The sequence below is a fragment of the Vibrio sp. YQ_11 genome, assembly GCF_043103065.1.
Lineage (GTDB): Bacteria > Pseudomonadota > Gammaproteobacteria > Enterobacterales > Vibrionaceae > Vibrio > Vibrio parahaemolyticus.
Map to the genome: position 1 here is coordinate 22812 of NZ_JBICJM010000006.1, position 24442 is coordinate 47253.

A 24442-nucleotide genomic window follows, 5' to 3' on the forward strand; every position below is an offset into this window, starting at 1 on the left:
TTCCTATTTCTTGATGACTTTCCCTGCGTGTTTGATTTGCGCGCGCAACCACTGATGGGCACTTTCATTAGTGCGACTAGGGTGCCAAATGGTGCAAAGATCGTAAGTTGTCACATCAAATGGAAACGGCAGTGCTTTCACATGATAGGTATTACTGAACAACTTAATCATCGATTCTGGCATCAAACCAATGTATTCGCTACCGCAGATAACCGGCAACATTTCCAGTGCTCCTGCGGCTCGATACATGATTTTGCGTTTGTCCAAATCAACAATGTCTTCTGCACTCAGCATGCTTTTTCGGCTTTGCCACTGCGATATTGCCACGTGCTCTTCTTCAAAAAACTGCTCTTGAGAAATACTCTCAGCGATGCGAGGGTGATCTTTGTTACACACCACCATCAAACGCTCAGTGATCACGGGTTCAACTTTCAAGACCGTTCTCCCGCGTGGCGCTAAATCGATAATCAAATCATAGCGTTGTAAGCGTAGATCACTTTCGTAATCCTCAGTAAACAGTGGGTGCACTTCCAAAGCGATATTCGGCGCTAACTCGTGAATCTGCTTCATCAACTGTGGCAGTAACTCGTAGCTTAAAATCGACACGCAAGCGATAGAGAAAATGCGATTGGAAACTTTAGGATCAAACTCAACCGATGCCGACAGTGTCGAGGTAAAGTTCTTTATCGCTGCAACCATAGCCGGATAAATATCGACAGCAAACGATGTTGGTTCAACACCAGAAGAACTGCGGTGAAACAATGGTTCGTCGTAGATATCGCGCAATCTAGCTAGCGCTTTACTCACCGCGGGTTGGGTGATGTCTAAACGTGCCGCCGCCCGAGACAAATTACGCTCTTCGTAGATGGCGATAAAAATGGGGATGAGATTAAGATCGGTCGGTTTCATGCTATTAAATTTTTCGAAAATCACTTTTTCTATTTTAATCTAACAGCATGATAGTTAACGTAGCTAAGTACAAGAAATGGGCGGTACGACCTGTTTTAATGAGTTTTAACTCAATTTTGACGTACTCCATTCACCGCATAAGTGGGCTGCTAACGTGCAGGCCAAAGCTTACATTAAGATTTGCCTAAATATGGGGTAAGAAACTCGCTGACTTCCTTGCCGCATAAACCAATTTCTACCTCAATACCGGCTTGTTTTAGAATCTCGATACCTCGACCACTGTTGCGCGGATCTGGATCCAACATGGCTACGACGACTTTGCCAATACCGGATTTCACTAATGTCACCGCGCAAGCTGGCGTGCGACCTACAAACGAACACGGTTCGAGCGTAACGTATGCCGTCACCGATTCTAACGAGCCTTGATATGCATTCAGCGCTTCTACTTCCGCGTGGTTGCCACCAATAGCTTGAGTATGACCTTCTGAAACGATTTGATTGTCTTTCACTAACACGCAGCCAACCGGCGGGTTGGGTTGACATTCAGGAAGCGCATTTTTGGACACTTCCAATGCGCGGCGCATAAACTCTTGGCTCATTTGAACTCTATTCTCTAATAAAAACGAGGCGCTATATTAGCGCCCCGTTTTATTCATTGCCATCTCTTCCAATGACTTTGTCCAGTTCTGGTAACGCTCGCGGTATACGGAATTTAAAGCGTTGTTGTTTGGTCTGGATCTTGCGCCACATCGACTTCATTAAATGAGCGCTATTTTCACCATTTTGCATTCGCGACGCACTTTTTTGCCACGATTCACTCGAATCGGCTTTGGTCATTTCCAGCTCTGCCGTATTTAAACGCAATTGTTTGTACAATACGGTCCTTGCTTCAGACCAACGTTTAGCCTTTAACAAACGGTGGAACGTCAACCATGCTGGTGTCGGTTTGTTGCGGTAGTAACGTTTAATGGCTACCAATGAAACAGTCACAAAACCCAGAAATACAAGCGTGGATACAATCCATGCAAAGTACGTTTTGATGAAGGATTTCAACGTGTGCTTCGCGGCAAATGTTTTGCCCTCTAACACCACCGTTTCCACTTGTTGAGTCTTACTATTCCACCAACGGAACTCATAATCTGGCAGGGTTAATTCACCACCTTGTTGAATCACGTACACGCTCTCTTCTGTGCGTGTTGACTGGTAATCACCACGAGTTTGCGTATCCGTAAGACGGTGCGGTTGAGGATACGCTTGGTAACGGGTTGTTGATTCTCCTTTCAGCAAGTCTGGTAACAACACAGATAGTGAATCTTGAGCTGAAATGGTGATTTTACGCGTGATTGCATCCCCAACTTTGAGTGTCTCAGTGGAGGTTTCCCACTCTTGTTTTACGTCTACGTGCGTTGCAGAAAACCAAGGCGTGTCAGCGCTCAACAATCCCGATGGCAAGACAGTTTTGAACTTAATCGGCTGCGTGTATAGTGTGCCAGACACCTTCTCGCCGTCCGGTGCTGACACCTGAACGCCCACAGCGACAGGTGGAATCACAAAATCACCAGATGCTTGTGGATACAAAGTCACTTCCCAGCGTTGACGCGACCAAGTTTGTCCGCCCTTGTGCTCCGTGAAGTTAGTGGCTAACTGATTACGCTGTTTGGCGATAACATTGGGCATTTCAATACTGCCAATTCGCGTCCCACCCGTAAACCAGCGCGGCGTTGCCACTTCGATGGTTAAAATGACTTGCTCGTTGACACTAAAACTTGGCGTTTTACGCTTTTCTCCAGCCGTTGGTTGTTGACCAACCCACGCTTGCAACTCAACACCATGATTGCGTTGAAGATCGTAAATGTCCTGAGCGAAAACGTGACGACTTACGAACAGACTCAAACAAACCACTAACCATGCCACTATCCTTGCAGGAAGTGCAAAAGAGGTAACGCGATGGACATTCATCATCATTGGGCCGCCTCCTCTGTATTGTTTTCCGTTGTCGTAGTTGAGCTACCCGTTGTTGGCGAGCGTAATTGAATTTGAAATTTAGCGCGTAAGAAATACTTCGGATCCGCTTCGATTCGCTTTAGCCACTTATCGGCTAATTCTTGGCTACCTAAGATGTCGTCTGCGCTTAACGTCTCTTTAATCATCAACTCTGCTGACGTTTGTTCATCCGCTCCTTCTGCGGTTTGAGGGTTGTCGCCTAGCTCGGTTGACGCCTCTTGCTCTGTTCCGGCTTGACTTTCACTCATCTGATTTATCTCATCGACGATGCCAGCAATCACTTTCAAGTTGTGCTCAACATCAGGTTTTAACGACTCGCTCAACGTTGGCTTGCTGGCTAAGGATTTTAACAAGTCGCGAGCAGCCAAATATTCACGTTGGCGCGCCAATGCGCTCGCCGCATTGTAAAGACCGTAATCTCGAACCTCTTCGGACGGGTCGTTTTGCATTTCCAAAAACGCACTGTGCGCGAGCTCAAACTCGCTAGCATAGTAGTACGCCGTGCCTTTGCGTAATGGATCGACAAAGTGTTTCGCAGCTTCTAAATACGCTTGTTGGTTGAACAAACGCTGTCCTTGTTGGTCTGGCGTCAGCCACAAATCCCACCACCATTGCGCCACCTTGTCGAAGGTCGTCACTTTTTGCACAACTTGTGGCTGTTCGGCTTTAACAGAAATGTTCTCCGCCATTGCACTGGTCGGCATCAACAGTGTACCGCTCACCATTGCAATCACGCACCACTGCACTAACCACCCTTTTCTAAACCACAGCATCATGATGAACGCGATTGGGAACAGCAGTTGATAACCCATGTCTTTCCAAGGCATTGAAGATTCGCCATTAAGCTGCATATTGCGCTCAACATATCGATTCAGTTGTTCGATATCACTGTTATCGACCGTCACTTCCACCAATCGACCGTTGGTCTGGCTGGCCAGTTTTTGCAGAGAATCCAAATCCATCGGGTTGTTACTCACGATGTCTGTATTCCCCGCAGCAAGAATTAACAGTTGATAAGGTTTGCCTGCAAAATACGCTTGGTATTGCTTAATCGTGGCCGGGTTCACGCCGTCGCTCACCAACAAAACGGTGGAGCCTGGTTGACCTTGCAATTGTTGATCAATTAACGGCAAGGCTTTTTCAGCAAGCTTACCTTGCACGGGCATGATTTCTGGCGTAATGGCCGCCAAGAATGGGTCAAATACTTTGCTGTCTTGAGTCACAGGCATCGCCACATGAGCACTGCCCGCAAACACGACTAAACCCGTTTTTCCGCCTTTTCGAGCGGCTAATAAATCGCGTACTTTCTGTTTGGAACGCTCAAGGCGGCTTGGTGGGAGATCTTTTTGCAGCATCGAGTCGCTATTATCAAGCACCACAAGCAGAGAGGCTTTATCTTCACCAAAGGGAGAAGATTCACGTTGCCATGTTGGGCCAGCACAAATCACAATGGCGATTAGCACAATCAGCATCAAGATCTTAAGCGGCAGTTGCTTGCGCCAACCTCGCTCGCCTATCGTCAAAGCATTGCGTAAATGTTCGGGCAGAATATCCTTCCAGCTTGGTTTGCTTTCTTCTCGCCAGCGCAACCACACCAAGAAAAACATAGGGATCAAAGCCAGTAACCACAGCGGTCGGATAAAATGAAACTGCGTAAAGAATTGCGTCCAACTAAGAGAATCAAACATCGCTCTCTCCTAATGATGATCGTGTTGCAGCCCTTCTTTTGAGTGTCGCGACGCTGAACGCGAGTAAATGCATGATGACCACTAACGCCATCAAGTAATGGTGAAGACTTTGTTTTGGGCGGTATGTGGTGCTTTCGTAAAGTTGAGGTTCCAGTTTGCCAATCTCGTCGTAGGCAGCCGACAGTTCATCACGGTTGAGTGCTTCAAACGCTTCACCGCCGGATTCTTTTGCAATGCGATGAATCGTGTCCATATCCAACGCGGTTTCACCTATCGTTTCCGGATCACCCATCGCAATCACGTGCACTCGCACGCCTTTGGCTTTCGCAACTTTCGCCGCATCAATCGGTTCGACAAAGCTGCCCGTGTCGTTACCATCGGTTAATACAATCGCGACTTTTTCACGGTTTTGAGCTTGTTCTAAAGCACCACGCGACTTATCGCTTTGCTCAAAAACTTTAATCGCTAAGCCAATCGCATCACCAAGATGGGTACTCTGCCCTGCCATCGCCACATCGGTTTGGTTAAGCAGTTCGAGCCACACTTTTTGGTCTGCGGTAAATGGCGTTTGTACAAAAGCGGCATCACCAAAAAGTACCAAGCCTAATCGGTCACCTTTACGAGACTGAACAAACTCCGTCAGCACTTCTTTCGCCGCATCCAGGCGAGAAATTTTTTCGCCCGTACGAGAGGTGAAATCAGGCTCAGCCATGGAACCCGAAAGATCCACCACCACCATCACATCGCGCCCTAAACTCTCGCGAACTTGAGGCTCGCCTAACACGGTGGGTTTGGCCATCGCACACACCACCAAAAGCCATGAGAGAATTAACGTTGCTCGTTGCCACCAGCTTGGGGTTAACTGACTTGCACCTTCTGATGGCGTCTCGCCAATCGCTTCCACCAACTGACTAAAAAACGGCACTTTGATCGCCATTTGCTTAGTGCGATATGCAGGCACCAAGTAGTACACCACCAATGGCAGCGGCAAAATCAGAAACCACATTGGGTGAGCAAATTCAAAACCAGACAAACCAGTTAGCGATGCAAGAAGATCATTCATGTTGACCGCCCTGATTTGCTTTGCGTTTCAATAATGGAGATTTCTTTGCCGCGCTTTTTTTAGCATCACAACGGTGTTCACTCACCCAGTTTTTCGCACGAGCAATAAGCGTTACTCGCTCTTCGTTGGTTAGCATAACGCTTGGGTCAACAATACTTTGTAGCCAGCGCTTTGAAAGCTCATCGTTAAAGACCACTTGCGAGTTTGCTAGAGAATCTCCGGTTTGCGGATATAGCGCATCGAGCTTGCGCAAAAAGGCGGTATCAAACAATTTCGCGTTACGGCTATCAACATGAATCAACACAATTTTAAGCACAGAGAACAATGCTTTAGGCATGCCTTTGTCGCTCGGTTTGATTTGCGAAATCGTCAACAGAGCTTCTTTTCGGTAGCGGTTACACCACCACTGTTGAGTCAAACGATACGCGACATACACCAGTGTAATGAGCGCAACCGCAGCTAAAATTTTCCAGCCAATAGTTTGCGGATACCAACTCACGCTTGGTGGCACGGCCACATCATGTAGCTCTCTGAGTATGTAGGTACTCGGAGGCGTAGGAAGACCACTCATTTAACGCCCCCCTACCAGTTTTTGAAATTGTTTAATGTGCTCGCCTGTCGTATCGAGTTCGATGTGCGGAAGGTGTTTCATCGCCATAAGTTGAGAGAGTGATTGACGCTGTAAGCTAGTTCGAGCCTCAAGCTTTGCGCTCGCGGCTTCTACCTTTGCTTTGCTGTCTAAATTGAGTTGATACTGCCCATCACCAACCACCCATTTCGATTTTGCCAAATCGTCTGGTAGCGCTTGTTCTAATGGGTCACTGACCATCACTGCGAGAACATCGTTGTGCTGTTGTAGCTGTTTAAGGTGATCAAGGTGGTGCTCCTCGCAGTCGCTCCAGTCGCTGATAAAAATCAATGTGGATTGTTTGAGCTTCATGCGTTTAATGAGCTCAATCCATTGACTGAACGTCACTTTTTCGGAATTGCGGGAGTCCACATTGAGCGATTGATTGGCTTTAGCGAGACGCTTAAGTTGAGCCAGAAGATCGTTTTGCGAACGCTGCGCCTTGCTGTGAAACAGCGCCTGTTGGGATGCGATGACAAAACCAACTCGGTCGCCATCTTTTAACACACGCCACCCGCACATGGCCGCGATTTCTGCCGCGACAACCGATTTCATTACTTGCGTCGAAGCAAAAAACATTGCGCTGCGCTGGTCGACACACACGATCACGTTGCGATCTTTTTCTTCGGTGTAGCTGCGCACGTGCGGCTTGCCTGTGCGCATCGTGACTTTCCAATCCAGGTTACGAATGTCGTCACCCAATTGATAATGGCGCAGCTCTTCGAAGTTCAATCCACGACCGCGAAACAGCGAATTGTGGCGGCCTGAGAGTACGCTGCCCGCTTTTAGATGAGGAAGTAAACTGAATGATTCTGCTTGTGCTTGCAAACGTACTAAACGAGCGTAATCGCAGTACAAACGGGGATCCATCCCCTGTGATTTTGGCGCAAGAGTTGGCTTAGCCATAATGCCTCCCGCTTATCCAATTTCTACACAATCTAGCAGCTCTTGCACGACGCGTTGGTGATCGACTCCGTCTGCTAGTGCATCGTAGGTCAAAGAAAAACGGTGGCCCAGTACGGACGGAACCATGGCTCGCACATCGTCAGGAGTGACATGGTCACGTCCTTGCATCCACGCATACGCACGAGCGCATTTGTCTAGTGCGATGGAGGCACGGGGACTAGAGCCAATCTCAATCCATTTTGCTAAGTTTGAATCGGCATAACGCTCTGGCTTACGAGTCGCCATCACCAACGCGACAATGTAGTTCTCCACTAGGTCTGATACCACGATGTTTGGTAACTGACGGCGCGCTTCTAGCACCACGTCTGGCTCGATGTGTTTTGGCGTAATAATTTCGCTGCTGGTTTCCGCACCTAATTCTTCACTGCGCACCAAACGGATGATGTCACGTTCAGCGTCGTCTTCTGGGTAATCGACGGTAACCTTCATGATAAAACGGTCCATTTGCGCTTCTGGCAGCGGGTACGTGCCCTCTTGTTCTACTGGGTTTTGCGTTGCAAGCACCATAAACAAGTCTGGCAATACGTGAGTTTTATCGCCTACCGTGATTGTGCCTTCAGCCATGGCTTCAAGCAGTGCGGCTTGTACTTTGGCTGGCGCACGGTTGACCTCATCGGCAAGCACTATGCTGTTAAAAATTGGCCCTGGTTGAAAATGAAGTTGCGGCTTGCCATCCAACTCTTGATAAACCTCGGTTCCCGTCACGTCCGATGGCAAAAGATCTGGCGTAAACTGAATTCGACCAAAACTGGTGTTTAACAAGTTGGCCAACGATTTTACAGAACGTGTTTTTGCCGTTCCCGGCAAACCCTCTAGAAGAATGTGCCCGTTCGTTAATAACCCGATGACTAAAGCTCGAACCACGTGGCTTTGTCCAATGACGCTTTTTTCTGTTTGTTCGATGAGTTCTTTTATCGCTTGTTGTGCGTGGTTCATAGGGTACCTTTTCAGTGGTTTAAGCCGTCTTTTCAATAGTTAAGTATAAGAACAAATGAAATAACTTAAGGTTATATTCACTATGTTATCTTTGCGGTTCTTCAGATTGGAGAAGCTGTGCAAGACCAACCAACATCGGTAACGCATAATCAAAGAACATTTTGATTCCCGAACACAGATAGTTTAGTCCAGCCTCGCCATTCGGCGTTTTGATCAGACGGTTTTTCGGACACTCGCCCCAGCAATAAGGCAAGTAGGGACACTGCTTACAATACGTCGGCAAAGATTCGCGCTTTGCCATGCCAAAGGTATATTGTCGAGTAGAGAAGGCCATGTCATTCAATGAGTGTTCATGAATGTTGGCGAGTTTGTATTCTGGGTATACATAGTGGTCGCAACTGAACACGTCGCCATTGTGCTCAATCGCCAAGCCTTTTCCACAAAACTCAGCCGTCACGCAAAGCTGAGACGGTTTCCCCATTACTTGCGCTACCGCGGTTTCAAACAGGTTAACCAGTACACGGCCAAGATCGTTATTCACCCACTCTTCAAAGGTCGCCATTAAAAAGCGTCCCCAGTCTTCAGGATCGACCGACCAATCCGTCACAACAGACATTGGATGACCCGGTTTCGCCAGATCACTGCCTTTGGTTGGGATCATCTGTTCGTTCCAAAACTGCGGTGCGGTTGTTTGGAAGTCGTTCGCTTCAACCACTGGTGCAAACTGAATGTATGTCACACCCAATTCTTGGGTTAAAAATCGATACACTTCGAGCGGGTATTTCGCATTGTGTCGATTCACCGTCACCAACGCGTTGAATTTCACGCCATGCGCTTTGAGCTTATCTACCGCTTTCATCACCAGATCAAACGTCGGCTTACCGCTGCGTGTTTTGCGATATTTGTCGTGCAGCTCTCGTGGCCCATCAATCGACAAGCCAACTAGGAAGTTGTGCTCTTTTAAAAACGTACACCACTCATCGTTCAGCAAAATGCCGTTGGTCTGAAGGTCGTTTTCAATGCGAACGCCTTTCGGCTGATGTTTCTTTTGCAAAGCTACGACATTGCGGAAATAGTCCAGCCCAAGCAGCGTTGGCTCCCCACCCTGCCATGAGAATACAATTTCTTCGCCATCCTGACTTTCGATGTAGCTTTTCACGAACGCTTCCAATGTTGCGTCGTCCATTTTTGGCTGCTTTTCTTGGTGCAGTAGATTTTCTTTATGCAGATAAAAGCAGTACTGACAATCGATGTTGCATTTTGCTCCGCCCGGCTTTGCCATCACATGGAATCGACGGTCATACGCGCCCGAAACTGGTGCTTTAGAAGCCGTTTTAAGAGGAACAATAGACATGGTAGTAGAATGGCGAGGGGAAATCTTACTCATACGTTTCTCACTATTAAATATACCCAAATAACCTCGTAAGCGTAGTGCAGTAAACGGGAAGCTATTTGGGTATATAGCGCTCCGAAGAGCGCTATGGATTATCGATGTTTTTTATTACTTAGAAGACTTAGGTACGAATGAACCTGCTTCCATGCGAGGTGGGAACTCTTTAAACGTACCCATTACCTCTTTCACTTTCTCTACCGCTGGCATCATTAGGAATGAACGCTCGTACATCCAACGAGAGTAGCCCATACCTTGGTCACCACGTTCGAATGGGTCGATGCTCAAGTCGAAGATCAATGGAACACGAAGTTTAGTGAATGGTTTACGCCATACATCCATACCCGTTTCATTTTCTTGGATCATGAAGTGGTATTTGTATTTACCGTAACGTAGTGCAAGCAAGTCACCATCATCACTCCAGTAAACGAATTCGTTACGAGCAGACTTGTCAGTTTTACCTGTTAGGTACGGCAATTGGTTGTAACCATCTAGATGAACTTTGTAGTTCATCTTGCCAACGTTCTTACCTTTCAGTAGCTCGTCTTTAACTTTAGTGTCACCTGCTGCTGCAACCAATGTTGGGAAGAAGTCTTCAAGAGACATCATGCCGTTAAAGGTTTCGCCAGCTTTGATGTGACCAGGCCATTTGATAAGAGCAGGAACACGGAAGCTACCTTCCCAACCTGTATTCTTCTCACTACGGAATGGCGTCATACCTGCGTCTGGCCATAGGTCAACCATCGGGCCGTTGTCTGTGGTGTAAACGATGATTGTGTTGTCATCAACACCAAGATCTTTCACTTTTTTAAGTAGTTCGCCGATTTGGTCATCGTGCTGTTTCACACCGTCAGCGTAGAAACCAGCACCAGTTTTACCTTGGTACTCTTCAGGAACGTGCGTGAAGTTGTGCATGCGAGTGGTGTTAAACCAAACGAAGAATGGCTTGTCTGCCTTAACTTGCTTGTCGATAAACGTTTCAGCCGCTTCTAGGAACTCACCGTCTACTGTTTCCATACGTTTGCGAGTTAGAGGGCCGGTATCTTCAATTTTGCCGTCAGCGTAAGAATGGATAACGCCGCGAGGGCCAAATTTCTTCTTGAACTCTGGATCTTTAGGGTAATCCACGTTCTCTGGCTCTTCTTCCGCGTTCAAGTGGTATAGGTTGCCGAAGAATTCATCAAAACCGTGGTTGGTCGGAAGGTGCTCGTCTCGGTCACCTAAATGGTTCTTACCAAATTGTCCGGTTGCGTAACCCATTTGCTTAAGCACGGTTGCAATCGTTGGATCTTTTTCCGAGATACCTTCCGGAGCGCCTGGTAAGCCCACTTTTGATAGACCAGTACGTTTTGGCATTTGACCTGTGATGAATGCAGAACGGCCTGCTGTCGAACTTTGCTGTGCGTAGAAGTTAGTGAACTTCGCACCTTCTTTAGCAATGCTATCGATGTTTGGCGTGTTGTACGCCATCATGCCTTGGTTGTAGGTACTAAGGTTCCAGTAACCAACATCATCACCAAAGATGACAAGAATGTTGGGTTTGTCCGCTGCGTGTGCAACTGCAGATGCAGCGCCTAATGCTAACGTACATGCGTTAAGTACGAGTTTTTTACTGCTCGTTTTGGTCGCATTTTTCATATTATCTCCAAGAGTTCGCTAGTGCGTAAAAAATGGTATTCGCTTTTCAATACCATTGTTGATATAAGATAAAGCACTAATTTCAGGCGATAAATGCAGTCAAAATTAATTAACCTATAAATTAAATTTATGAGTAACGTTATGGACTTGAATTTGATCCAAACTTTTCTTGTTGTCGCGGAGTTCCAATCTTATACAAAAGCCGCGGAACAATTGGGGCTTACGCAACCTGCTGTGAGCGCTGCAATAAAGCGTTTAGAGCAAGTCGTAGATAAGCAATTATTTGTGAAAAAAGGACGGGGAATTACGCTGACATCCGCGGCGTATCAACTACTGCCTCAGTTCGAGCAAGCGGTGAGTATTATTGATAATGCTATCACGGAGAAGAAACACTTTGAGGTGTACTGTTCCGAGATTCTACTGCACATTATGGACCCAATAAAAAATACAATTTTTTACGAATCACCTCCCGAAAAACACATCTTATTTGAGCTTTTAAGACAACAAAAAGCAGATCTTGTAATTGATACAGTGATCACAAAAGATGCGGCGTTTGTCATGGAGGAGGCATATGAAGAAAAAGCCGTCATCATTTGTCGAGAGCAACATCCTCGAATCCAAGGCTCTTTGAGTAAAGAGCAATTTTATGATGAAACTCACTGTTTGTTTTCAGGTAAATGGAACAACATGTCGGGTTTTGAGCAACTCGCTCATGAAACCATTCTAGAAAGGAAAGTCGAACTCGTTACATCTTCGATCGCTGGTATGGCGTTGTACGTCGCACAACGAGATTGTTTAGGTCTAGTGTCTCAATCTTTTGCAAACAAATGGAGCAAAGCCCTTAAGCTTCAAATTCTGCCTTGCCCCATTTCTATACGCACTGTCCCTTACAAGTTTGTTTACCATAAGCGCGAATTAAACAACCCTGCTCATATTGTACTTCGCGAGAAGATCAAAACGCACCTAACCGCTGCGCATTACGAACCTATTTCTCTGTAGTCACGGTCGCTTTGAGCTGTTGAATAACTTCCTCAGGAGCATGTGCACCAAGCTGCTTGGTGCACTGTTCAAAGGCAAATGCAACGCCGCCTTGTCGATAGTTTCTCGCCAACACTTCGCACTGGGCATAAAGATGCCGTGGGTCGCCACCAACGTCAAACGCCTTGTTTAACGCCTTACTCGCTTCTAATACGTCGGATTTCTCCAACGCTAAACCGTACACATACCAATACTGAGCGTTATCTTTCGCGCTTTCTGCTGCCTGTTTTAAATACTGATTAGCTTGTTTGCTGTTGCCTTGTCTTAACAGCGCAAGCCCTGCACTGTAAGGCAGCGAACTTGATTTCGGCTGCGCTTTCATTCCCGCACGCAGAATTTGTACCGCTTTGGCTTCATCACCTTGTCGGCGATACATGTCCGCTAAATTGACGTAGCTATTTTCGAAATAAGGTTCGATGTCGATAGCTTGTTGATACAGTTCGATCGCTTTATTAGCCTCTCCCAAACTGCGATATACATTGGCTAAGTTAGTTCGCCCAAATCCGCGATCGGCATTAAAGCGTTGAATGTCCATGTATTCATCTAACGGTTTTTGAATGCGCTCTCTTTGTAGCGGATTCATTTCCCCATAATGACTGACTAGCGCAGCCGCCGCTTCGGTTCGCACCGACAACACCGGGTCACTCAGCAACGGCTGTAAAATCTGCCAACGGTCACTAAAGTCATACCCTGCCGAGCCAGCAACAGCACCCAGTCGAATCATCTCGTTCTCATGTTTCACGGCGCGCGCAAGCGCAACCAACGTATTCTGGCCAGTATTGCCTGCCATTCGCTCTAAAGCCGATGCGCGAATGATGTCACTGATAGAAGAATCTTGAGCCGTATAAGCCAAGGCATCTGAACCACCTCGGTGACCTATCGCGTCTGCATAAAATGCGACCGAAAAGTGCTGAGTGTTGCGATACTTTGATTTTGGGAACCATTGACCAATCTGATCATCGGCCCACTTCGCATCTTTATCATCATGACAAGCAGTACAAACATTGGGCGTATTAATATGCTTGCTTAAATCTGGGCGCGGAACGTGCCAACTGTGGTCTCTGCGCGGGTCTACCTGCATATAGGTCGTCTCCGGCATGTGACACGTTGTGCATTTTGATGCTTCGGTGTTCGCTTGATGAAAGGTGTGGTTTTCTGGCAGATAATCTGACGCTACATGGCATTGCGCACATACTGCTTCTTCTGGGATTTTGAGTTGGGCGGTATGTGGATCGTGACAATTTGTGCACGTTACGCCTTTCTCTGCCATGGCCGATTGCAAAAACGAGCCGTAGACATAGTCCTCATCGTAAATTTGGCCATCGTGATAATAGAGCTCAGAGGTAATTAAACTCAGACGGTACTTATCAAGAAACGTGCCTTTGACGTGATCCGCTTCTTCATTCAACTGGGTACGTCGACTGTGGCACTGAGCGCAAGTTTGAACTTGGTTGGTTGGCACAATGTCTTTTGGCTGAAGCGTACTGTGCCCTTCTTTGTAGACCCACTCTTTGACTGCGGCTGAAAGATCGCGAGAAAAACCATAATGATTCGCGGTGGCAATTGGCATTCCATTTTGCTTGGCCTGTTTCGCCATTTGCACATGCAGACTTGCCGGGCCATGACACGCTTCGCAGCTGACATTGATTTCCGACCACGTTGTTTGATACGTATTGCTTTGAGCGTCGTAGTTTTTCTTCAAGTTGGTCGAGTGGCAATCAGCGCACATGAAGTTCCAGTTTTGCCCTGTATTGGTCCAGTAAAACTCATCGGTTGTGGTCGTGTCTGGATATAAATGAAACCAACGTTGCCCGCCTTGTTCCACACTTCTCGAGTCCCAAGCAAAAGGAATCAGTTGTATGCGTCCATCATCAAATTCCACCATGTACTGTTGTAATGGCACCCAACCAAACGTATAGCTGATTTTGTAATCGTGCCACTGTCCATCTGGCCCTTGGATGTTGACCCAATATTCATCGCCTTTGCGATAAAAACGGTTTGCCTTGTCCTGATGTTCAACGGCTTGATTGTCGAAGTTACCCAGTACGGATTCTGAATCAGCATGGCGCATCGCCATATCATGGTGCGAGCCTTGCCACGCTTCCACTTCGACTTGGTGACAATCGATGCACGTTTCATTACCAATAAACTGAGCTTGAACAACTTCTGGTGGAGTTTGGGCGTTTTGCTGCCCAAACAGAGAAAAACTGACGAGCATAGCAAGGCTCACTATTGCCTGCTTCCAACTTGCCCACTGAGTCATAACGATCCTTGTTATTCTAATTTTGTTCTTCATCAACTGTAGGATGACTTTTTCTTTTTGGACAAGTAATTACATGAGTTTTAAGAAAAACTTAAACAGTGCGCAAAAAAAGAGGCTCCTCAGAGCCTCTCGATTTGGAGTTTTGATCGTGCAACAAACCTACTTGTTCGGGTTCTCTTGCAGTTTCTCCATCACTTGATCAAGCGAGAAACTTGCGGCTTTTTGCCTTGGCGGGAACTCTTTGAAGGTTTCTAGGAATCGACCAACATACGTTTGTGCTGGCACCAACATGTAGGCGCGATCAAGCATCCAATCGTAGTACGTGTTGGAGGTAACATCCGCAACTTCATAAGGGTCCATGCGCAAGTTGAAGATCTTCGGCAGACGTAATTTGGTGAATGGTTCAGCCCAAATACGCAACGTACCTTTGGCACGTTGTTCCATGAAGACCAGTTTCCACTTGTTGTAACGAAGCGCAGTTAAATCGCCATCGTCCGAGAAGTAGAAAATCTCTTCACGCGGTGCTTTCTCTTCTTTACCAGTGAGGTATGGCAGGAAGTTATAACCGTCTAGGTGAACTTTGAATTTCTTATCACCCGCGCTGTAGCCTTTGAGCAGTTTCTCTTTGATTTTGTCGTCACCAGCGGCGGCTACAAATGTAGGCATCCAGTCCATGTGGTGCATGATGTCATTCGAGACAGAACCCGCTTTAATTTTACCTGGCCAACGTACCATTGCAGGAACACGGTACGCACCTTCCCAGTTGGTATTTTTCTCGCCACGGAATGGCGTTGTACCCGCATCTGGCCACGAGTTCATGTGTGGGCCATTATCGGTTGAGTAGAAGACAATGGTGTTGTCTTTAATGCCTAAGTCATCCACTTTTTTCAGCAGCTGACCAACATGGTTGTCGTGCTCTACCATACCATCAGCATAAGTACTGATGCCGGTTTTGCCTTGGTTATCTGGCTTCACGTGAGTACGGAAGTGCATGCGGGTTGCGTTCCACCAAACGAAGAATGGTTTTTTCGCTTTCACGGCACGATCCATGAAGTCGAGTGCCGCATCTAACGTCTCTTCGTCCACAGTTTCCATACGCTTACGAGTCAGAGGCCCTGTATCTTCAATTTTGCCGTCAGCGTACGAACGAATCACACCGCGTGGGCCAAACTTCTTACGGAACTCAGGATCTTTAGGGTAATCGACGTTCTCCGGTTCTTCCTCGGCGTTCAGGTGGTAAAGGTTGCCAAAAAATTCATCGAAGCCGTGGTTAGTAGGAAGATGTTCGTCTTTATCCCCTAAGTGGTTTTTACCAAACTGACCAGTCATGTAACCCATTGGTTTAAGCATTTCCGCAATAGTTGCGTCTTCCGCTTTCAAACCTAGGTCAGCACCAGGAAGCCCGACTTTACTTAAACCCGTTCTGAGCACAGTCTGGCCGGTAATAAAGGTGGAGCGACCTGCAGTACATGATTGTTCACCGTAGTAATCTGTGAACATCATGCCCTCTTTCGCGATGCTGTCGATGTTTGGTGTTTTGTATCCCATCAAGCCAAAGGTGTACGCACTGAGATTGGACTGGCCAATATCATCACCCCAGATGACGAGAATGTTAGGTTTTTCTGCCGCGATACTGCTGCTTGTCGCGCCAATTAAAGCCGCGGCAAGAATCGCTAATCGGCGTTTAACGCCATATTTCGCTGTCATATAAACCTCTGTGTGTATTAGAAAAGTGCTTCCTGCAACAGAATGTATAGTTCACAACCTCCGGATTTGCGAATATTCAAAATGAGAATAAAGGCAATGGGGTTTAATAATTTCCGCGAACATGTTCACACGGCGACAACAAAGATCTGAAGGCGTTTAGATAAGAGAAGATTCGCTAACACAAGGAATGGCAGGAAGAGATAACAAAGGATTAGAGGATTGCGAAATAGATAAAATAAAAAACGGTTCGCGCCGACAACCAAGATAGATCATCACTGCGAACCGTTTGGGGTTCAAATACGCTTAGGATTAACCTTTCGCTTGTTGAACTTTACTTAGGTTCTTCATTTGTTCCATCACTTTATCAACCGAGAAGCTTGGGATCTCTTGACGTGGTGGGAACTCTTTAAATGATTTCAGAACTTTCGCTACTTTCGCTTGAGCAGGAACAAGCAAGAATATGTGGTTGAACTGCCATGTTTCGTAACCGAAGCCTTGGTCACCCTTCTCTAGTGGGTCAACTTTAAGGTCGAAGATCATTGGTAGACGTAGGTTTGTGAACTCTTTCGTCCAAACATCCCAACCTTCATGCTCTTGGATCTTGAAGTGAAGCTTGAAGCGCTTGTCACGCATTGCTAGCAAATCGCCATCGTCTGACCAGTAGAAGAACTCATCACGAGCAGACTCTTTGTCTTTACCCATCAAGTAATTCATTTGGTTGTAACCATCTAAATGGTTTTTGTATGTGCGATCAGCAGACGATGATTTGTAACCTTTCAGCAAGTCTTGCTTGATGGTGTTGTTACCCGCCGCAGAAAGCAGTGTTGGGAACCAGTCTTCACCCGCAAAAATGTCGTTTAATTTCGTATTTGGTGCAATGTGTCCAGGCCAACGAACCATTGCTGGCACGCGGAAGCCTCCTTCCCAACCAGTGTTTTTCTCACCACGGAAAGGACCAAATGCCGCATCAGGCCAGGTCGCGTTCATCGGGCCATTATCGGTGGTGTAAATCACGATGGTGTTGTCGGCAACTTTCAGATCATCCAGTTTATCTAGCAACTCACCAACCATGTTGTCGTGCTCTACCATACCATCTGCGTATTCACCCAAACCTGTTGTACGGTTTTCTTCTTTCACATGCGTCCAAACGTGCATGCGCGTTGCGTTGTACCACAAGAAGAACGGCTTGTTCGCTTTAACCTGACGCTCCATGAAGTTCATTGCCGCGTCTAGCGTTTCTTGGTCGACCGTTTCCATGCGCTTACGTGTCAAAGGACCCGTATCTTCAATTTTGCCATCGGCATAAGAATGGATTACACCACGTGGGCCAAAGTTTTTGCGGAACGCAGGATCTTTCGGGTAATCAGGGTTTTCAGGCTCTTCTTCCGCGTTCAAGTGGTAAAGGTTACCCATGAACTCATCAAAACCGTGGTTTGTTGGCAACATTTCATCTTTGTCACCAAGGTGGTTTTTACCAAATTGGCCTGTCGCGTAGCCCATATCTTTAAGTGCCGTCGCCATTGTAATGTCTTGCGGTTGAAGACCTTGTTCTGCACCCGGTAGGCCTACTTTCGTCAAACCGGTACGGATTGGCATTTGACCGGTAATGAAAGTACTACGACCCGCAGTACAAGATTGCTGCGCGTAGTACGCAGTGAAAAGCGCACCTTCTTGCGCAATTCTGTCGATGTTTGGTGTGTTGTAGCCAAGCATGCCTTGGTTGTAAGCAGAGATGTTACCGTAGCCGATGTCATCACCCATGATAACCAGCATGTTGGGTTTAGAAGCTGCTTGTGCGGCAATCGGAGCTGCCGTTGCAAGCATCGTGAGTACTAGAGTATTTTTGCGAAAGTTCACGTTTTTTATTCCTTCACGTTAAAAACTTCCTTTATGGTATGCCTGCTGAAAAAACGATTGAAGTTATACAAGATATAACAAATCTCATCTCAACTGGCATAGCATTGCAATAACAGGCCGGACAATGAGCACATTTGCTGACCACTTGTCTTCATCGATTTGAATATCTTCTTTATATATTGCATTGATTTTTGATTGGCCATTAATGATAATGGTTCGCAATTTCATTATTAATCTGGATATCAACGTGAGCGATCAAGCAACCTTGTCAGTTTTGCCAACCTTAACGTCTGATAGCCAAGATTGTGGTCACTCTTCTTCAGCAAATCATGTACTTACGCTCGATAAGTACACGCAGTCTGTTACGATTCAAAGCCAACCAAAGAAGACGGATATCCAACTCACGCCCATTCAGTTTGAACTGCTGCGCACGCTCATTCAGCATCAAGATAAAGTACTGACCAAACCTTTCCTCTATCAAACCGTTTTGCAACGTCCGTTCACTGAGCATGACCGAGCGCTGGATATGCACATCAGTCGAATGCGAAAACGCTTGATTGCCGAAGGCATGCCACCAGATCAAATTCAGACAATTCACCGTAAGGGTTATCTATTTAAATCCATAAATAGGTAAAGAAAGCGCGGCTATTTGTCTCGATTTTTGGTATTTCGTCACTTATTTTGCTTTAATTAATGAAAATTCAATTTACTCAAAATAACTCAATGAATTTGCGTCTAATTTTTATACTCTGCATTGCCAGTCTGTTTGCTGGTTGTGCTACTTATGCTGGCCTGAACTTTGACCAACTGTTCGGCCCTCAGTTGGTTCGTGAGCGTACTGCCAGCGTTGAAACGCCACAGGCAGATTTCTTCCAACGCGAGGTAAAACCTATCGTCGATAACCGCTGCGTGGTTTGCCACGCCTGCTACGATGCGCCATGTCAGCTAAAACTCTCATCGGTAGAAGGGATCGACCGCGGAGCATCGAAAGCATTGGTTTATGAAGGCACTCGCCTGACAGCTGCTGCGCCTACTCGCTTGTTTGAAGATGCAGAAACCACCCAAGAATGGCGCGACGCTGGCTTCCACCCTGTTTTGAATGAACGCGACCAAAGCATGGCAGCAAACCTTGAAGCTGGCCTTATCGCTCGTTTATTGCAACAGAAAGAGCGCCATCCCTTGCCAGACCAAGTGCAATTAGAAGGTTTTGATTTTTCGATTGATCGTGAGCAAACCTGCCCGACAATTGAAGAGTACGAACAGTACGAAAAAGACAACCCAAACTGGGGGATGCCATTTGGTATGCCGAATCTAACCAACAGCGAATACCACACGCTGATGACTTGGCTAGAAAACGGCGCGATCATGAATATGCACACGCCAATCAGTGACCAAGAGCAGGCGCAAATCAATCAATACGAAACACTGCTCAACCATTCAGACTTCAAGAACCAGTTGATGTCGCGTTATATTTACGAGCACTTGTTCCTGTCGCACCTGTACTTTTCTGAGTTGAGCGAAAAACCGCGCTTCTTTACCCTCGTTCGCTCCGCAACGCCACCAGGACAGCCAGTAAAACGCATTTCCACTCGCCGCCCTTACGACGATCCGGGCGTTGAACGCGTTTACTACCGAATCATTCCAGAACAAAGCACTATTGTTGACAAAACGCACATGCCATTTGCGCTCAACAAACAGCGCATCAGCAACTGGAAAAAGTGGTTTATTGAAGCGGATTACTCCGTTACTCAGCTACCTAGCTACGAGCCAGAAGTTGCAGCTAACCCGATGACGGCATTCATTGATATGCCAGTGAAGTCTCGCTTCAAATTCATGCTTGATAACGCGCAAAACACCATAATGGCGTACATTAAAGGCCCTGTTTGTCGTGGTCAGCTTGCACTTAACGTCATAAATGATCGCTTCTGGGTATTCTTCTTAGACCCAGACAAAGCTGACATTCCTGAGGTTAACGAGTTCTACCGTTCACAAGCAGATAACTTAAAACTGCCAGCCGAACAAGAAAGTAATACGCTTCCAGTCACAAACTGGGTTAAGTACGCACGCCAACAAGCGCGTTATCTTGAGGCGAAATCTGAGTTCACGAACAATTGGTTTAAGCATGGCGAAAACCTATCGACTGACGTCATTTGGGACGGTAACGGTACCAACCCAAATGCAGCATTAACAGTATTCCGTCATTTCGACAGTGCATCTGTAGTTCAAGGGTTGGTTGGCGAGCAGCCCAAAACAGTCTGGATCTTAGATTACGCTTTGCTGGAGCGTATTCACTACCTATTGGTAGCAGGGTTTGACGTATACGGTAACTTTGGTCACCAGTTGATGACGCGTATGTTCATGGACTTCTTACGTCTTGAAGGCGAGAGTAACTTTGTCACCTTGCTGCCTGCGGATATGCGTCACCAGCTTCAATCGAGCTGGTATCAAGATCAAAGCCCTCAGCTTAGTGACTTTTTGCAACGTAACGTGAAGCCTTTTAATCAACCGACCAGCGTTGTTTACAAAACGGACGATCCAAAAACCGAGCTACTGAACATGATGCGCAAACGCCTATCGCCAGTGCTGTTGCCGCGTTATGAGATTACCGATACTGCGCTTTCAGATAAAACGGAAAAAGAGCTAAAACGCATCGGTCAAGTGCGTGGTGAAGGGCTACAAACCGTCCCACAAATCACGATGCTGATGGTGCGTAGTAAGTCAGGTAAGGACGAACTGTTCACCCTAATTCACAACAATGCGCACACTAATATTTCGAGTTTGTTTGATGAAGAAAGCAACCGAGACTTCGCCAACGACGATATGACCATCGTGCGTGGTGTTGTCGGGAGCTACCCAGCAGCATTTTTCTCCCTTAAAGAAAACCAAGTAAAAGAATTTGTCGATCAGTTTAGCGCGATTCAAAACGAAGCCGATTACGTTAAGTTGTTGGATAATTTTGCGATTCGCCGTAGCTCGGAAAAATTCTGGCCGTTTAGCGATCGTATCCACAATTGGTACCGTACAAATCAACCGATCGAATTTGGATTACTTGACTATAATCGTTTTGAGAATCGATGATGATTTAAGGGGGTTCTCATGGGTATCCGAGACAACATTGCCGCTCTGGAGCAACAAATTTACGTTGCTTGTTCAGAGGGAGACTACGAGACGGTCAACATGCTTGAGCATCAACTCGAATACTTGCGTGGCAAAGTGGAACATCCATTAGATGATGACCCTTATGCCTTAGACACTCGATTCGAGTGGGAAGATGACATGACCAAATAGAAAAAACCTCCGGCATTTACCGGAGGTTTTTGTTTTTAGGTTTAGGTTTAGGTTTAAAAAGCAGAGCTTTACTCTGCCATCAGCTCATCAAGTGCATTAACTGACGCAGCGACTTGCTCGTCCAATAAACCTTGCTGAGCGTTGTATGTATCTAGCGGTTCAGCAGCAATCTCGATACTTTGGCAAGTGTTCATTAACGCAGTAAGACCTAAACTCCCCGCACTGCCTTTTAGTTTATGAGCGAGATTTTTCACTGCTAGGCTGTCATTTTTTTCTGCTGACACAACCAACTGTCCAAGTACATCCGCACTGGTATTTCTGAACAAGTCGATGATATGCAGCATTTTTTCTCTGCCTAAAATCTTCATGTCGGACTGGATCACGCTTGGATTAATGATGACCATTTCTGGTTCCTCTCGTTGTTGGTGGTCTTGTTCGACCTGATTTTCAATAGTTAGATTGGTATCGCTCGTTTCGTTCAGAGGTAAGCATTCTCCACTTTGCGGAAGCAGTAATTGTTTGCCATCCAGAACATCCTGAATCAACGTAGCAAGGGCTTCTTTCTCAACCGGTTTTGGCAAGTAACCATCAAAACCCGCTGCCAAGTAGCGTTCCACTTCTTCCGCAAAAACATGAGCAGACACCGCAATCATAGGTGTCGGTGACAGCGCTTTGTCACCTGACTTGTTACGTTCGATGCGTTTTAAGCGTTGAATCAAATCCGTGCCGTCGCAATCAGGTAAATTGATGTCAACAAGCGCGATGTCAAAATCTTGTTTATCAATGATTCGTTCAGCTTGCAGGCCATCTTCCGCCATCACAACTTGGTGCCCCATGCTCTGGAGGAAACCTTCCGCCACTACGCGGTTTACTTCATTGTCTTCGACCAACAGCACTTTGGCTTTCACCTTGCAGCGAGCGCTCGCCACAACACCGACTTCCACAGGCTCGCTTTCTTCAAGTGGGATGGAGAACCAGAAACGGCTGCCTTCGCCCTCTTCTGAGTCGACTTCTAGCACGCCGCCCATGGCTTCTACGATGCGTTTGCTGATCGCCAAACCAAGCCCTGTACCACCGATTTGGTTCAGACCACCTTCTGCTTGCGTGAAGGCATCAAACAGAGTTTCCTGATCTTTTTTCGAAATGCCGATACCTGTATCTGAGACTTCAAATAGCACTTGCGATTCGTCTTCTGGATTCAGGCTGACGTAAATATCAATTTCACCGTCCTCAGTGAATTTGATCGCGTTACCCACTAGATTGTTCAGCACTTGGCTAATGCGCGTTACATCCCCTTTCCAGTATCGGCTGACGTCACTTTCAATGTGGTAAGAGAACAATAGTTGTTTCTCTTGCGCTCGGCTGTTCATCAGTTGGAACGTGTCTTCAACCATTTGATGTAGATCGAAGCCCAAGCGGCGAATCTCAAGATGGCCGGCTTCAATTTTCGAGTAATCCAGAACGTCATTTAAGATGGCAAGCAAGGTTTTACCACTGCGGTTGATGATCTCCGCGTAACGCTTTTGAATTGGGTTTAAACCAGAATCCATTAACAAACGAGCAGTACCGAGCACGCCGTTCATCGGCGTTCGAATTTCATGGCTCATTGTCGCTAAGAAGGCCGATTTCGCACGGCTCGCCTGCTCGGCTTCATTACGCGCCTGAGCGTGGTTCACGACCTCTTCATTCAAGCGCAGGTTTGCTTGTCTCAACTGCGAAGTACGCTGCTCAATCAATTCTTCCAGGTGTTCTTTGTGCTCTTCCAGCTCTCGTTTGGCTTTTGCCTCCCCTTCTGCCACCACTTTGAGCGCTTGGGCGGTATTGCGGGCGGTGATGATAGCTTGCCCCATGTGCGCGAGTTCGTCTTTGCCTTTAACTTCTAGTTCAACAGCCAAGTTACCTTGAGCAACAGAAAGCAGCGCAGCAGAGTATTCCGCCAGACGTTTCACTACCGACACGTACACCACGCGCCAAAGGATAAGCACAACCACAATCAAGCCGACAATCGAGATCACCGTTAGCGACCATTGGGCAAATTTCAGCGTATTGGTCAGCTGGTCAACGGCAAACGTGGTGGTTTTGTTGGAATCGTCCACCAGCTTGTTCACGGTGCTGTTCAATTCAGAAAACAGCTCCAGCGTTTTCTGCATCAACTGTTGAGATTGCTCGTTGTTTTCGTATTGTTGCAGCAAAATGGTAAATACCACTTGGCGCTTACCGAGCTCGGTGAGCAATTGGCTCATCTGTTTTGAACGTGTTGGGTCTTCGACCGCTAAGACGCGGCGTTTCATGATCTTAAGATTGTTTTCAAACGCCGTCTGGATTTGTTGGATACGATCAACGTTGGTCAGAGTGCGTGCTTCTTCAATTTGATTAAGCATTTTAAAAGCGAGAAGATGCAGCTCGTGCAGACGCTCGGTTAGGTCAAGATCGACTTCAACTAAGGCATCGAGCGCTTGATAGACTTGGTCTTTTTTGTTCGCTTCTAACAGGTCATAAATATGGGTTACGTTAGCAACCGCAATCGTGCTGGTGTTTTGAACTTGAGTGCGAGTGAGCTGTTCCAACTCTTCACTCAGCAGGCGCATTTCTTCAACACGAGTATCAATTTCTTTCGCGAGCCACAACTTTCTTTCAACCGTGACACCAAGCTCCGCGAGGTTATTGATCACATTCTGAACATTGCTTTCAAGTGCATCGAGCAGTTTTGAATCAAACGACTCACCGCCTAGCTCTTTAATGTGCGTCAACAACGATTCAAGTTGTTCGAACAACACTCGCCCGGCTTCTTTCCTCTCTTGCTCATTTTGCGCATTAGAGAGCATTTGCACCGATGAAATGATTCGAGTACTCAATTCCGAGACTTGTCGCGCTTCTATCATGGCGGGGATCGCGGCATCTACCACGTTCCTTTCTGTTTTTGCCACCAGCGAAAAGCCGGATACGCCAATCAATGCTGATAACATGACCAGCATTGCCATCGCGATGAATGACAACAGAAGTTTACGACCGATGCTTGCGGTTGCTAGCAACATATTTTCATGACCTTAATGTTCGTGTTCGGCGA

18 protein-coding genes are annotated in these 24442 nt (G+C 46.7%); 4 read left to right on the top strand and 14 right to left on the bottom strand.

Features of this window, described 5'->3' with window-relative positions:
- Positions 1–3: 3 nt before the first annotated feature.
- From ACF8EG_RS02600 to ACF8EG_RS02645, 10 genes are all read right to left on the bottom strand, one after another.
- Positions 4–909 carry a LysR family transcriptional regulator gene (locus ACF8EG_RS02600; protein ID WP_025794418.1) on the bottom strand — a complete coding sequence of 302 codons (906 nt, stop codon included), beginning with the start codon at positions 907–909 and terminating at the stop codon, positions 4–6.
- A 173-nt stretch (positions 910–1082) separates the two neighbouring features.
- The gene (locus ACF8EG_RS02605) at positions 1083–1508 is read right to left on the bottom strand and encodes a bifunctional diaminohydroxyphosphoribosylaminopyrimidine deaminase/5-amino-6-(5-phosphoribosylamino)uracil reductase RibD (RefSeq protein ID WP_005454234.1); all 426 of its coding nucleotides are present in this window, start codon (positions 1506–1508) and stop codon (positions 1083–1085) included.
- 49 nt (positions 1509–1557) lie between these two features.
- Positions 1558–2874 carry a BatD family protein gene (locus ACF8EG_RS02610; RefSeq protein WP_079858918.1) on the bottom strand — a complete coding sequence of 439 codons (1317 nt, stop codon included), beginning with the start codon at positions 2872–2874 and terminating at the stop codon, positions 1558–1560.
- The gene (locus tag ACF8EG_RS02615) at positions 2871–4601 is read right to left on the bottom strand and encodes a VWA domain-containing protein (RefSeq protein ID WP_206926022.1); all 1731 of its coding nucleotides are present in this window, start codon (positions 4599–4601) and stop codon (positions 2871–2873) included. The genes ACF8EG_RS02610 and ACF8EG_RS02615 overlap by 4 nt, the downstream gene beginning before the upstream one ends.
- On the bottom strand, positions 4594–5664 hold the full coding sequence (locus ACF8EG_RS02620) for a VWA domain-containing protein (protein WP_069492152.1): 1071 nt from the start codon (positions 5662–5664) through the stop codon (positions 4594–4596). The genes ACF8EG_RS02615 and ACF8EG_RS02620 overlap by 8 nt, the downstream gene beginning before the upstream one ends.
- Positions 5657–6235, bottom strand: coding sequence for a DUF4381 domain-containing protein (locus ACF8EG_RS02625; RefSeq protein ID WP_069506057.1), 579 nt, complete (start codon positions 6233–6235; stop codon positions 5657–5659). Before ACF8EG_RS02625 ends, ACF8EG_RS02620 begins: the two co-directional genes overlap by 8 nt.
- Positions 6236–7198 carry a DUF58 domain-containing protein gene (locus ACF8EG_RS02630; RefSeq protein ID WP_015313118.1) on the bottom strand — a complete coding sequence of 321 codons (963 nt, stop codon included), beginning with the start codon at positions 7196–7198 and terminating at the stop codon, positions 6236–6238. It lies immediately after the preceding gene.
- A 12-nt stretch (positions 7199–7210) separates the two neighbouring features.
- Entirely contained in the window at positions 7211–8194 is a 984-nt protein-coding gene (locus ACF8EG_RS02635) for a MoxR family ATPase (RefSeq protein ID WP_005376549.1), read from the bottom strand.
- Positions 8195–8279: 85 nt separating this feature from the next.
- The gene (locus tag ACF8EG_RS02640; protein ID WP_053318799.1) at positions 8280–9581 is read right to left on the bottom strand and encodes an anaerobic sulfatase maturase; all 1302 of its coding nucleotides are present in this window, start codon (positions 9579–9581) and stop codon (positions 8280–8282) included.
- 114 nt (positions 9582–9695) lie between these two features.
- Complete coding sequence (locus ACF8EG_RS02645; protein WP_069506060.1) at positions 9696–11222, bottom strand: arylsulfatase; 1527 nt, start codon at positions 11220–11222, stop codon at positions 9696–9698.
- Positions 11223–11363: 141 nt separating this feature from the next.
- On the opposite strand from ACF8EG_RS02645, the gene ACF8EG_RS02650 reads away from it, so the two are divergent.
- Positions 11364–12221 (top strand): LysR family transcriptional regulator, encoded by an 858-nt coding sequence (locus ACF8EG_RS02650; RefSeq protein WP_392419343.1) that lies wholly within the window; start codon positions 11364–11366, stop codon positions 12219–12221.
- Here the strand turns inward: ACF8EG_RS02650 and ACF8EG_RS02655 are convergent.
- The 3 genes from ACF8EG_RS02655 to ACF8EG_RS02665 all read right to left on the bottom strand — a co-directional run bounded on the left by ACF8EG_RS02655 (position 12208) and on the right by ACF8EG_RS02665 (position 18054).
- Positions 12208–14523, bottom strand: a complete 2316-nt coding sequence (locus tag ACF8EG_RS02655) for a tetratricopeptide repeat protein (RefSeq protein ID WP_069506064.1) — start codon at positions 14521–14523, stop codon at positions 12208–12210. The genes ACF8EG_RS02650 and ACF8EG_RS02655 overlap by 14 nt on opposite strands.
- A gap of 159 nt (positions 14524–14682) precedes the next feature.
- Entirely contained in the window at positions 14683–16230 is a 1548-nt protein-coding gene (locus tag ACF8EG_RS02660; protein WP_025794426.1) for an arylsulfatase, read from the bottom strand.
- Positions 16231–16539: 309 nt separating this feature from the next.
- The gene (locus ACF8EG_RS02665; protein WP_069512066.1) at positions 16540–18054 is read right to left on the bottom strand and encodes an arylsulfatase; all 1515 of its coding nucleotides are present in this window, start codon (positions 18052–18054) and stop codon (positions 16540–16542) included.
- 280 nt (positions 18055–18334) lie between these two features.
- Between ACF8EG_RS02665 and ACF8EG_RS02670 the strand changes: the two genes are divergently transcribed.
- The 3 genes from ACF8EG_RS02670 to ACF8EG_RS02680 all read left to right on the top strand — a co-directional run bounded on the left by ACF8EG_RS02670 (position 18335) and on the right by ACF8EG_RS02680 (position 21375).
- Complete coding sequence (locus ACF8EG_RS02670; RefSeq protein WP_079400723.1) at positions 18335–18721, top strand: winged helix-turn-helix domain-containing protein; 387 nt, start codon at positions 18335–18337, stop codon at positions 18719–18721.
- A gap of 89 nt (positions 18722–18810) precedes the next feature.
- Positions 18811–21165 (top strand): fatty acid cis/trans isomerase, encoded by a 2355-nt coding sequence (locus ACF8EG_RS02675; RefSeq protein WP_206926021.1) that lies wholly within the window; start codon positions 18811–18813, stop codon positions 21163–21165.
- Between the two features lie 18 nt (positions 21166–21183).
- Entirely contained in the window at positions 21184–21375 is a 192-nt protein-coding gene (locus ACF8EG_RS02680; RefSeq protein ID WP_005454225.1) for a hypothetical protein, read from the top strand.
- 68 nt (positions 21376–21443) lie between these two features.
- Here the strand turns inward: ACF8EG_RS02680 and torS are convergent, their stop codons facing one another.
- Positions 21444–24410 carry a TMAO reductase system sensor histidine kinase/response regulator TorS gene (gene torS / locus ACF8EG_RS02685; RefSeq protein ID WP_069506067.1) on the bottom strand — a complete coding sequence of 989 codons (2967 nt, stop codon included), beginning with the start codon at positions 24408–24410 and terminating at the stop codon, positions 21444–21446.
- Positions 24411–24442 lie beyond the last annotated feature (32 nt).